Origin of the sequence: Bacillus sp. FSL R5-0585 (assembly GCF_038004545.1) — a bacterium.
Taxonomy (GTDB): domain Bacteria; phylum Bacillota; class Bacilli; order Bacillales; family Bacillaceae_G; genus Bacillus_A; species Bacillus_A cereus.
Map to the genome: position 1 here is coordinate 2,994,420 of NZ_JBBORJ010000001.1, position 12,316 is coordinate 3,006,735.

Sequence of the window (12,316 nt, forward strand, 5' to 3'; positions counted from 1 at the left end):
ATCCAAGAACTTCTAATCGCACCGATTACTTCCGCGTATGAGTACGTCGTTTCCACATAAAATAACGTTACCAGTTTAGATAAGAACTTAGCTGAACTGGACTACTCATAAGGATGTGTATCAACATGGTAAAAACAAACAAATTATTAGTTCCAGGTGCAGAACAAGCGCTTGAACAATTTAAATATGAAATTGCACAAGAATTTGGTGTAAGCTTAGGATCTAATACAGCATCTCGTTCTAACGGTTCAGTTGGCGGTGAAGTAACAAAACGTCTTGTTGCTTTAGCTCAACAACAACTACGTGGATAATAATATAACATATGGCTTAGGGGCAGATATTCTCTGCCTCTTTCTATTTTTAACATACATAATCGTACTTTTTCACATACTAGTAAAAGCAAATTGAAAGGAACGATACGTAACATGAAACGGATTAATATTCGCATGAGTCCTCCCCGTGTTCTTACATTGGCTTTTATTATGTTATCACTTATCGGTACATGCTTATTAAAGTTGCCAATTGCTACAACAACGTCTATCTCATGGCTAGATGCTTTATTTACAACCGTTTCTGCTTGTACGGTTACAGGGCTTGGTGTGGTAGACACAGGGAAAGTATTTACCTTATTTGGCCAATGTGTCATTTTAACACTTATACAAGTAGGCGGACTGGGCATTATGAGCTTTGCTGTCTTAATTGCGATTATGCTTGGAAGAAAAATTGGTCTTCAAAATCGGATTTTACTGCAACAAGCATTAAACCAAACGAATATCGGCGGCGTCATCCGTCTTGCCAAAGCATTATTTTTATTCTCTTTTACAGTCGAATGTATCGCTACTATAATTCTTTCTTTTGAATGGGTACCAAAATACGGGGTTACGAAAGGGATCTATTATAGTTTTTTCCATTCAATCTCAGCCTTTAACAATGCTGGCTTTTCTGTGTGGAGCGATAATTTAATGTCCCATTCTCATAGTATTCTTGTCAATCTCGTCATTTCCTCTCTCATCATTTTAGGTGGAATTGGTTTTACAGTAATCGTAGACATAAAAAGAAAGAAAAACTTTAAAAACCTTACACTACATTCAACACTTATGCTCTCTTCTACTCTAATCGTCAACATTATTGCTACCCTTTTTATTTTTATATTCGAGTTCCATAACTCCCTTTCTATGAGAGGTTTTACCCCATTTGAAGAAGGATTGGCCTCTTATTTTCAAGCAATTTCAACGCGAACTGCCGGGTTTAATACAGTTGATATTTCTACATTGTCAAAACCTTCCCTCCTATTAATGATGCTCCTTATGTTTATTGGTGCTGGTAGCGCTTCAACTGGTGGTGGGATTAAGTTAACAACATTTTTAATCATATTTTTTGGCGTATTTAAATTTTTACAACAACAAGAGGATATTGTCGTATTTAAAAAATCCATTAAAGATACTCTCATTGTCAAATCATTAACCATTACTATTATTTCCATTTCATTTATCTTTTTTGCTATTTTAATTTTGAGTATTACTGAGCGAGTTCCTCTATTGATGAGTGCTTTCGAAGTATTTTCAGCATTTGGGACTGTTGGTCTCAGTATGAATTTAACACCCCACTTAACTATAATCGGAAAAGCTATTATTATCTTTATGATGTTTTTTGGGAAAATGGGTCCTTTAACATTGGCTTTTTCATTTGCTCGTAAAAAGAACCGGAAAATAAAATATCCGAATGAAGATATTTTAACAGGTTGACAACCGTATAAATTATCCATATAATGAGAATACAATAACATATCTCCAAAGGGGAGTAGCGTCCAAGAATATTTCTTGGAAACAAAGTCGTCATTACGTAGAACTTAGTTCTTCCGGCTTTGTTGGCATTTTTTATTACATATGTCTAGCAAGACCTTTGCCTATTAACGGCAGAGGTCTTTTTTGTATTCATTTCCAGATTCTTCCAAAGTTAATAGGCAGGAGTATGGGGAAACTAAATAGTGGGGAAATTCTTCACTTATTTAGAACTTATAGAAATGAGAGGAGAATGTACATGGATGTATCATTATTATTGGAGTATGGTTGGGTATTACTCATCCTAATTGCACTTGAAGGGATTTTAGCGGCTGATAACGCTCTTGTTCTTGCAATTATGGTAAAACATTTACCAGAAGAAAAACGAAAGAAAGCACTATTTTATGGATTAGCGGGGGCATTTGTTTTCCGATTTGGATCGTTATTTATGATTTCGTTCTTAGTCGATGTATGGCAAGTGCAAGCAATCGGTGCCATCTACCTTATGTTTATCGCTGGTAATCACTTATTTAAAACATATGTTAAAAAGAATACAGATGAAGAAACAGAAGAAAAAGAAGCAAAGAAAAAACAAGAGAACTTTTGGTGGACTGTATTTAAAGTTGAGGTCGCTGATATCGCCTTCGCAGTTGATTCAATTTTAGCTGCTGTTGCACTAGCAATGACTTTACCAAAAACAGGATTAGGTACAATTGGTAGTCTTGATACTGGGCAATTCGTTGTTATCTTTGTAGGTGGACTTATCGGATTAATCATTATGCGATTTGCAGCAACTGCTTTCGTACAGATTTTAAAACGTAAACCAGGACTTGAAACTGCAGCATTCTTAATTGTAGGTTGGGTTGGTGTAAAGCTAGCAGTTTATACATTAGCACACCCTGCATTAAATGTAATACCACATTCATTCCCAGAATCCACTCCGTGGAAGCTTACATTCTGGATTGTATTAGTCGGAATCGCAGTTGGTGGTTGGTTCTTCTCAAAAGAAGTAGAAGTAAAAGTAGAAAAGAATTTAGACGAAAAAGCGCTGTAATTACAGCGCTTTTTCTTTTTCCGTTCTTCCTCTCAATGTCCAGAAAAAATTCCATTATACTACCTTTTGTAAACGTTTTCTCAATGTATGTATGTCCTTTTTGTGAAACATTGCACAAACTTATTGAAAGTGAGAACAATTCCATGTACTTTATTCATATAAGAAGTATTTATAGAAGATTTACTAAAGGAGCGTATTACTCATGCTAGAACAAGGACTAGATTATGTTGTCAAACTGGCTAAAAACAAAAAGAAAATACTAGATACAAACCCAATGCAATATTTCATTCGTGCTGCACTTGCGGGTATTTATATCGGTTTTATTATTGTACTATGTTTTAAATTAGGTAACTTTTTTCACATTGCAGATTCACCAGCAACGTATTTAGCTGCTTCTATGTTTTTCGGGATTGCTCTCGTACTTATTATATATGGCGGTGCTGAATTGTTTACTGGAAACACAATGTACTTTACTGTAGCAACTTTAAGAAAAGAAACAACGATTTCTGATACACTTCGTAACTGGGTTGCTTGTTATGCAGGTAACTTAGCCGGCGCGTTATTCTTTGCCTTACTATTTTACGCAACTGGAATTTTCGAAGCAATTGATCATGGTCACTTAATGAGTAAAGTCGTTGAAGGAAAGATGAACACACCTACGATGCAGTTATTCTTTAAAGCTATTTTATGTAACTGGCTCGTATGTCTTGCTTGTTTCTTACCTTCTCAGGTTAAAGGTGACACAGCAAAAATAATGGTCATGATGCTACTTGTTTTCACATTCTTCTTATCTGGTTACGAACATAGTATTGCAAACTTATCACTCTTTGCTTTATCTTTAGTTTCACCGCATCCTGAGACAATTTCTTTTTCAGGTGCTATTCATAACTTAATTCCTGTTACAATCGGTAACATTATTGGTGGATCAGTATTTGTCGGTATGGTATACCACTACTTAACAAAGAAAACACCTGACTTTCAACAGGAAAAAACTGAAATCCCAACAGCTCAACAAGAAGAGATTATTCCTTTACAAGCACATATGAAACATTAAAAACTCCAAAGTTTTACTTTGGAGTTTTTAGCTTCCCACGTATTTAACTACAAGGTGAGGATTAATTTCTCCCTCTTCCTTTCCCTTATCCATTCTCTGTTTCATCTTATGCATACCGATGACATCATTCGTATGAAGGTGAATTTCATTTACATATAATCCCTCTGTACAAACAGCTTCTACAAAATCTAGTCCATTTTTTGCTCCCCAGCCCATATTATAATCAAGGGAAAGAATATTCACATCATAATCCCGAACCATTTGCAAGGCACATTCTACTGTAGTTGCGGACACATACCCGAACGGGCAACTTCTTTGATCATCCATATATACGTTCATTTTCGATTCACTCTCTAATTTGAATAAGCAGCTAATACATAACACATTGCCCCAAGACTAATAAAAGGACCAAATGGAATTGGCTTTCGTACTTCTATACGTTTTAATCCGATACCAATCCCCAAAAAACAAAGACTAAAACAAGATGCTAAAAATAAAACGATAAAAACTCCCTTCACTCCTACTATAAAACCAAGTAACGAAAGCAGTTTTATATCTCCTCCGCCAAGCCCTTCTGGATATATCTTTTGCATGCAATATAACAAAATAAATATAACACCACTACCAGCTATACTATCTGTCCAAGTAACTAATTGTACAAAAACACTTTCGAGAATGAGTAAAACGGCAAACGAAATTAAAATACAATCAGGAATTAACATATATAAGTAATCTGTAACTGAAATAATAAGAAGTAGCGAAAAAAGGGATAAAATGATAATAAGTTCTCGTTCTATTCCAATCATATACACGGTAAGAAGAAATATACTTCCTGTTATACATTCAAATGCTACATATATAATTGGAATTTTCCTCTTACAATTCGTACAATAGCCTCTTTGTATATAAAATGAAATGATGGGGATTAGTTCTTTTGTCCTTAGCACATATTTGCAATAATCACAATGTGAACGCGGGGTAATAATAGACGCACCTAATGGAACCCTCATCGCAACTAGCATAAAAAAAGAACCAAACACCATCCCTGCTAACAGTGCATATAAATAAGTGAACATCCCTTCCTCTCCTTTCCCAAAAAACATAGCAAAAAAAGGAGAGAACTTCTACTTCATATTATCCTTTATTCTACTAAAAAAGCAGGCCATTTTCTGGCCTGCTTTCCCCTCTTTTATACGATGAAATATACTGCTTTTAATGGTCCATGTACTCCGACAACAAGATTCATCTCAATGTCAGCCGAGTTACTTGGTCCTGTAATAAAGTTAATACAAGATGCCGCTGTCTCCCCATTTTCTACGCGTGAATTCATATCCTGAACTGCTTGTGTAATACGAGGCACAAGTGTTTCACGTGGAATAATAGCAAAATATACAGTCGGTAAAAAGTGTAAAGAACGTCCTTGCCCTTTATGACTTTGTACAACAATTGTACCAGATTCAGCTAATGTATAATCACTAAATGCAATACCAATATTCGCTTTTTCAGCTAAACGCATATTTTCGTCTTTTCTCTCTGGATCCCATACGTTCACTTCAACGTCTCGCTTTGGAAGTTCTTCTTTAAATAAAGATGTTAAACCATATGCATCAAAACGCTCATCTGCTGATAATAAAATAGGTCCCCCGCCGTTTTCCATGATTACTTTTTGAAGGTCTTCACCTAAACGATCATTTGTCGTTTCTACTACAGTTGTATGAATGTTTGTACATTGCTCTTTAAACACTTCTAGTAATTCTTCTTGTGAATAATCTTTTAACGTTTCTATATTCACATTACTTTTCCATACTGGACGCTCTACACCTTCTGTTTTACGCGCGCGCCCAAGTTCTTTTGCAATGTTATCTAGAAAGGCATCACGGTTTTGAATTAATCCTGTCATTATTTATCCCCGCCTTTCTTATGATCTTTATACCAATCACGGAATCGTTCTTTACTTGGAGCTGGGAATTCACGAATATCCGTCCAGTTTTTAAGTGGTCCAACACCTTTTGATACACGATTACCAGATGTAAATGGACTCATTGCCGCTGGTGCCATTTTTGAACCCATTTTATATAAAGCAGCTGAAGAAGCACCCATACTAAACATTTTCATAGCCAGTTTTTCTGCAAGTGGTGCACGACCTTCTTGCTCAACGATGACTTGACGATGTTTTAATAATAAATCATGCAATGGAATTTTTACTGGACAAGCTTCTGTACATGCTCCGCATAAACTAGATGCATAAGGAAGCTCTTTGTAATCATCATATCCACCTAGAAGCGGTGTTAATACCGCACCGATTGGTCCTGAGTAAATCGATCCATATGAATGTCCACCAACGTGACGATATACAGGACATACGTTAACACAAGCAGCACAACGAATACATTGCAATACTTGGCGGAATTCAGATCCAAGAATTTGAGAACGACCATTATCGACCACAACTAAGTGGAATTCTTCTGGGCCATCTACTTCCTCTTCTTGAATTGGTCCCGCTACCGTTACATAACTTGTTAACTTTTGACCTACTGCACTACGACATAGTAAACCAACTAAAACATCTAATTCTTCCATTGTAGGAACCATACGTTCCATACCCATTACTGCAATTTGTGTTTTCGGAATCGACATGACAAGATCGGCATTACCTTCATTCGTTACTAAACAAAGAGAGCCAGTATTTGCAACAGCAAAGTTACAACCAGTTACACCAATTTCTGCATCCATAAATTTCTCACGAAGTTGTTTACGAACAAACTTTGTCATTTCATACGGGTCATCAGAATTTTCATAGCCTAACTTTTCTTTAAATACATCGCGAATTTGCGTTCTATTTTTATGAAGTGCAGGTGCAATAATATGTGAAGGTGGATCGTTATCTACTTGCAAGATATACTCTCCTAAGTCACTCTCTAACACTTCACAGCCAATCTCTTCAAGCGCATGGTTCATACTGATTTCTTCTGTTACCATCGACTTTGATTTTACTACTTTTTTCGCTTGTTTCTTTTTGGCAACATCTTGAATATACTTTGCAGCTTCCTCTTTCGTCTTCGCAAAGTACACGTGTCCGCCTCTTTTTGATACATTTTCACTTAACTGCATTAAGTAATAATCCAGATTTTCTAACGTATGTTGACGAATTTGTTCACCTAGTTCACGCCACTCTTCCCAGTTTCCTAATTCATCTGCAGCTTTTAAGCGATTCGTATATAAACGCGTTTGTGCAGAAGATACTGCTCCGCGCATAAACGAATCTTGAATTCCATCACCAACGCGATCATTAAATTTTTTCTCACTGATTTTCATAGACATAGCTTATGTTCCCCCTTCATGAGCGACTATTCAGTACCTCAGCAATATGCATTACTTTTACTTCTTTTCCTAAACGCTCAATACGTCCGCCAATGTTTAACAAACACCCACAATCTGCACCGATTAAATAATCTGCACCTGTTTCCATGACACTATCTACTTTTTCGTCTACCATTTGCTCAGAAATTGGAGTCATCTTAACTGAAAACGTTCCCCCAAACCCGCAACAATTTTGCACGTTTGGCAAATCTCTCACAGTTAATCCTTTTACATTTGATAATAAAATTCCTGGTGCTTCTTTTACTCCAAGCATACGCGTCATATGACATGATTTATGAATAGTAGCTATCCCTGGTAAACTTGCACCAACATCTGTAACTTTTAAAACATCTACAATAAACTGTGTAAATTCATAAGTTTTATCAGCAACTTTTTGTGCACGTTTAGCCCACTTTGGATCATCTTTGAAAACATGCGGATACTCATGAAACATTGTCGCACAAGAACCAGATGGCGTAACAATATATTCTGCATCTTCGAAAGTTTCAATCATATGTTTCATCGCTTCTTTTGCTGCTTCTACATGGCCGCTATTATAAGCAGGCTGCCCACAACAAACTTGTGCTTCTGGAAATTCAATTTCACAACCTAAACGCTCCAACACTTCAACTGTTGCTTTGCCGACATTTGTTTCAAACATATCGACTAAACAAGTAACAAATAAAGTAACTTTCATAACTATTACTCCCCCTTTTTACAACTTCACCAACAAACATATGGTCATCAGATGACTTAGTAGAGAAGAAATAGGCTCAACCATGGCCTATCCTCTCCCTCTCCTAAAGAAAACGCTTACTTAATCTTTCTCTATTTTATCAGAAAATTAAATTTTTAAAAGATTAAATTACGAATTTATATCGTTTTTACCTGTGACAATATGTTCTACATTTGTTAAGTGATCTAGCATTGCTTGCTGCGCTAATTCTACATCTTGTTTTAACACCGCATCATATATAACTTGATGCTCTTCTATAAGTCGTTCTGATGTCGTTTGTTCACCATATAAAATAATGCGTCTTGATTCACCAATCGTTTCAGCAATCATCTCTGAAACATGATTCATGAGTTCAAGCAAAATGCTATTATGCGAAGACTCTGCAATTCCCATATGAAATTGAAAATCGGCTTTTTCGCCAGCCTTTTCATCTCCAATGCTCTTTGCCATTTCATCTAACCAATGTTTCATATTTTGTAAATTATCTTCCGTACGTTTTGCCGCCGCTACTCGAACTGCCCCCACTTCAAGCACCTTTCGCACTTCTAATAAATTCAAAATATCTTCTTTCTTCATTAATAATCTATTATTTAATGATTTCGTTAATGAAGAAGAATCGAAGTTCTTCACATATGTACCTTCTCCTTGTTTCATCTCAATTAAGCCCATCGCTCTTAGCGCACTTAGCGCTTCACGAACAGCAGATCTGCCAACTTGAAACTGCTCAGCTAATTGATGCACAGGGAGTAGTTTGTCACCAGGTTTTAACGTACCATTTTTAATCATTGTTAAAATAGCTTCAGATACTTCTTCGTAAATTTTTTTTGGTTTAATAGATTTGTACTCCAGTTAAATCACCTCAGTATCTTCCAAACAACAATTGAAACGATTTATAAGAACTTTGCATCATAACTATTTTAGACCGAATTGATAAGAAGTACAAATGTTTTGTTCATAAAATAGTCAAATTTTCGATATTTATTACATATTAATTTATATTTTTACGTATAAAGTGAAACTTTAATCAGTGAGGGTTTTGTTCATCCCCCACTGATTATTAGCCCTCACCAATCGGGCTTTTACGGGCAGCAGTGCCTCCACCTAACTTCTTTGCTTCCGCTGAATTTTGAGGTGAGGGTCTTACTGACCGGAGAATAGCGGGATAAATATTTTCTTCAATATAAAGAACATGCCCTAAAAATTAGAACATGCCCCCCTCATCCTGTACATTCAGTTTAATAATAACCGTTGTTCCCTTATCTTTTTCACTTTCAATTTTCCACTGTCCACCATGTATATGAACAATTTGTTTCACAATAGCAAGGCCTAAACCTGTTCCACCATGTTGACGACTTCTCGCTTTATCAACTCTGTAAAAGCGTTCCCCAAGATTCTCCAAATGCTCTATATCAATGCCAATTCCTGTATCTTTTATTTTTAATTCACAGTAATCATCGATTTGCTCTAAAGTTATAACGATATTTCCTTTTTGATTTGTATATCGTATCGCATTATCTAACACATTATGAAGCACTTGTTGCATACGATCCTCATCAATCATGACAATGACCTCTGGATTTAAATTGGTTGAAATATGAATTTCCTTTTCTATAAACTTAATCTCATACGTATCTAATACGTCTTCAATCAGCTGTGAAAAAACGATAGGTTGCTTCTTTAACGGAAAGTGCTCACCTTCTAATTGTGCTAAGTCTAACAAGTCATGAACGAGACGCTGCATACGACCTGCTTCTTTATGAATTAGCTGAGTTACTTTTTCCTGCTGAGCTCCCTTTGCAACACCATCTAAAATAGCCTCGCTATACCCTTTTATATAACTAAGTGGTGTTCTAAGTTCATGCGAAACATTTGCTAAAAATTCCTTACGCTTTACATCTTCTGTTTCTAATGAATTTGCCATTTTATTAAATGCTTTTCCTAATCGTCCAATTTCATCCTCTGAAGAAACTGTAATCCGCTCCGAAAAATCTCCCGTAGCCAAATGATTTGCAACCCGCTCCATTTGCGAAAGTGGCTTCGTAATTGCAATTATAATTTTTCTTCCAACCCATATCGTAATTAAAATCATAGCAATTGCTAGCGGTGCTAAAATAAGACCCATATCATAGATTAAATCTTTTATACTTTTTAAAGGAATATACGAATAGACAATTCCGACTAATTTTTTATTTTCCAATACAGGAATGACAACCCCCATAATATTACGGTCAAAATGTTCTTCATATCCTATTTTTGTCACAGTTTTCCCATCTAATAGCGTTTGCCTATCTCCTTCACTTATAAGAGAATGATGATGCACATCAAAAGGCAAACATGCGCTTAAATCACGCGGATTAGATACGAAAATAACGTCTGAACTAGATATTTGATCAAACGATCTTACTTTCTCTTCAAAAGTTGATATTCCTTCACGCTTATCATATTGAGCAGCAAGACTTTTCCCTTCCATTACTAACGAAGTTTTTAAATTATCAACGTATAACTTTTCATACGAGTATAAAGATACGAAATAAAGAAAGGACACTGTTACACATACTGCACATACTACTGTAAGCCAAAGTTTTTGTACCATCGTAAACATATGTTACACCTCAAATTTATAGCCTACACCCCAAACAGTTTGAATGTAGTTTCCACTTTCTCCAAGCTTCAAGCGCATCGTTTTCACGTGCGTATCTACTGTTCTTGTACTTCCGGCATAATCATATCCCCATACCTTTTCAAGTAATTGCTCCCGGCTAAATACTTGTCCTGTATGCTGACAAAGAAAATATAGTAAATCAAACTCTTTTACAGTAAGAGAAATCGACTCACCATTCGCCTCAATTCGTCTGCTTTTTTCATTGATAAGAATTGGTCCAAATTGAATCTCTTCTTGCTGTTCTTGCTTTGTATATCTTCTTAGCACAGCTTCCATACGTGCAACCAATTCACCAGGACTAAACGGTTTTACAATATAGTCATCTGCTCCCATACGTAAGCCGTTCACCCTATTCCACTCTTCACCTTTTGCGGTTAAAAATATAATCGGCACATCTGACGTTTTTCTAATTTCTTTACAAACTGAAAGTCCATCCATTTCTGGCATCATTATATCTAATACAACGAAATCATAATGATCCGTTTCTAGTTTTTTAAGAGCCTCTTTTCCATTCTCAGCTTCTCCCCACTCATATCCAAAGTTATCTAAATACATTCCAACAAGCTGCCTCATATCACTTTCATCATCTACAACTAGCACTCTATATTTATTCATTGTCCTTCCCTTCCCTCTCTATGAGTTGAAACGGTCCTTTTCCGACTTTAATTGTTTGTTTTATTTTCATACTCTTCATATCCATGACGCACACTTCATCACTATCATAACTTGCTACATATCCTTCTGCTCCGCTTTTCAAAAACGCAAATGGATTTGAGCCTATTTCAACGGAAGCTACCTCTTTATACGTACTAATATCAAATTTTCTAAGCATATTCGAACCGTGGCTTAATGCATATACGTACTTATTATCTTTCGTTATGTTCACAGGCATAAATGGAGCGTGTAAAGAACGTACCATTTCACCGCTCTGTAAAGAATACACTAATACTTTCTCATTCACTTGATTTCCATCACCATGTCCGCCAATCCATATTTCTTTCCCATCAGGACTAATCGTCGCTCCTGTTGATGCTGGCGGAATCATAAAGGATTGAACAACTTCTTTTTTCTTCGTATCAATTGTCGTTAGTTTCGTATCATAAAAGTTTAGTACAGATAACCGATTCTGATACTCTACCATCGTTATAGGCCCTTTTCCTGTTGAAACATTTCCTGTCTCTTTCCCATTTATCGTAAAGAACCTTACCTTTTGAACATTTTGATCAGCAGCAAATAATTGTTTTTTATCTGCTGATACGACTACATTTACAATGCCCTTTCCAGTTTTATATTTTTCCACTTGCCTTCCTTCCGCTAGTGAATATACATACATATATTCTAATTGCTTACCGTATACAAGTATTTCATCGCCATTTGGAAGCAGTGTGATTCCGGCCATTGGCTCATTTAGTTCCCATGTCGTAATTAACTTTTTATCCTTTTTATCAATAAAACTAATACTGCCTTCTTTTATATTCGTAGTTATAATAACATTTTTATCTTTAGCAATTGGTGTATATGAACTTCCTTGACACCCTACTAATAGAAATAAAAAACAGAGAAGAAAAACATACTTTCTCAAAAGATTCCCTCCATCTTCAGATGATTTCGTTATAATTGTAAAATAACAAATAAATGTGTGGAAAGTGTGAAATTCCCCTTTCTTACT

Annotated in this window: 13 protein-coding genes and 1 riboswitch; of the genes, 4 read left to right on the forward strand and 9 right to left on the reverse strand. The window is 35.8% G+C overall.

Going from position 1 to position 12,316, the window contains the following annotated elements; all coding sequences use genetic code 11:
* Nucleotides 1-125 precede the first annotated feature (125 nt).
* The 4 genes from MKY38_RS15405 to MKY38_RS15420 all read left to right on the forward strand — a co-directional run bounded on the left by MKY38_RS15405 (nt 126) and on the right by MKY38_RS15420 (nt 3,889).
* Complete coding sequence (locus MKY38_RS15405) at nt 126-311, forward strand: alpha/beta-type small acid-soluble spore protein (RefSeq protein WP_000241212.1); 186 nt, start codon at nt 126-128, stop codon at nt 309-311.
* 114 nt (nt 312-425) lie between these two features.
* The gene (locus tag MKY38_RS15410) at nt 426-1,745 is read left to right on the forward strand and encodes a TrkH family potassium uptake protein (RefSeq protein ID WP_070179971.1); all 1,320 of its coding nucleotides are present in this window, start codon (nt 426-428) and stop codon (nt 1,743-1,745) included.
* Nucleotides 1,746-1,783: 38 nt separating this feature from the next.
* A riboswitch (yybP-ykoY riboswitch) is annotated at nt 1,784-1,958 on the forward strand.
* An 82-nt stretch (nt 1,959-2,040) separates the two neighbouring features.
* Nucleotides 2,041-2,835: a TerC family protein gene (locus tag MKY38_RS15415; RefSeq protein ID WP_000383326.1), complete on the forward strand. Its 795-nt coding sequence runs from the start codon at nt 2,041-2,043 to the stop codon at nt 2,833-2,835.
* 202 nt (nt 2,836-3,037) lie between these two features.
* On the forward strand, nt 3,038-3,889 hold the full coding sequence (locus tag MKY38_RS15420; RefSeq protein WP_065223911.1) for a formate/nitrite transporter family protein: 852 nt from the start codon (nt 3,038-3,040) through the stop codon (nt 3,887-3,889).
* Between the two features lie 27 nt (nt 3,890-3,916).
* Here MKY38_RS15420 and MKY38_RS15425 read toward each other — a convergent pair whose 3' ends face one another.
* The 9 genes from MKY38_RS15425 to MKY38_RS15465 all read right to left on the reverse strand — a co-directional run bounded on the left by MKY38_RS15425 (nt 3,917) and on the right by MKY38_RS15465 (nt 12,229).
* Nucleotides 3,917-4,228 carry a cyclic-phosphate processing receiver domain-containing protein gene (locus tag MKY38_RS15425; RefSeq protein ID WP_065223910.1) on the reverse strand — a complete coding sequence of 104 codons (312 nt, stop codon included), beginning with the start codon at nt 4,226-4,228 and terminating at the stop codon, nt 3,917-3,919.
* Between the two features lie 14 nt (nt 4,229-4,242).
* Complete coding sequence (locus MKY38_RS15430) at nt 4,243-4,965, reverse strand: prepilin peptidase (RefSeq protein WP_065223909.1); 723 nt, start codon at nt 4,963-4,965, stop codon at nt 4,243-4,245.
* Nucleotides 4,966-5,078: 113 nt separating this feature from the next.
* On the reverse strand, nt 5,079-5,789 hold the full coding sequence (locus MKY38_RS15435) for a LutC/YkgG family protein (protein ID WP_065223908.1): 711 nt from the start codon (nt 5,787-5,789) through the stop codon (nt 5,079-5,081).
* A complete protein-coding gene (locus MKY38_RS15440) occupies nt 5,789-7,210 on the reverse strand; it encodes a LutB/LldF family L-lactate oxidation iron-sulfur protein (RefSeq protein ID WP_000061927.1) in 1,422 nt (473 codons plus the stop codon). Before MKY38_RS15440 ends, MKY38_RS15435 begins: the two co-directional genes overlap by 1 nt.
* 16 nt (nt 7,211-7,226) lie before the next feature.
* Nucleotides 7,227-7,946: a (Fe-S)-binding protein gene (locus tag MKY38_RS15445; RefSeq protein ID WP_000869148.1), complete on the reverse strand. Its 720-nt coding sequence runs from the start codon at nt 7,944-7,946 to the stop codon at nt 7,227-7,229.
* A 168-nt stretch (nt 7,947-8,114) separates the two neighbouring features.
* On the reverse strand, nt 8,115-8,804 hold the full coding sequence (locus MKY38_RS15450; protein WP_254904472.1) for a FadR/GntR family transcriptional regulator: 690 nt from the start codon (nt 8,802-8,804) through the stop codon (nt 8,115-8,117).
* A 382-nt stretch (nt 8,805-9,186) separates the two neighbouring features.
* Nucleotides 9,187-10,587, reverse strand: a complete 1,401-nt coding sequence (locus MKY38_RS15455; protein WP_000494818.1) for a sensor histidine kinase — start codon at nt 10,585-10,587, stop codon at nt 9,187-9,189.
* A 3-nt stretch (nt 10,588-10,590) separates the two neighbouring features.
* Nucleotides 10,591-11,262, reverse strand: coding sequence for a response regulator transcription factor (locus MKY38_RS15460; RefSeq protein ID WP_001046400.1), 672 nt, complete (start codon nt 11,260-11,262; stop codon nt 10,591-10,593).
* Nucleotides 11,255-12,229: a YncE family protein gene (locus tag MKY38_RS15465; protein ID WP_001234146.1), complete on the reverse strand. Its 975-nt coding sequence runs from the start codon at nt 12,227-12,229 to the stop codon at nt 11,255-11,257. Before MKY38_RS15465 ends, MKY38_RS15460 begins: the two co-directional genes overlap by 8 nt.
* Between the last annotated feature and the right edge of the window lie 87 nt (nt 12,230-12,316).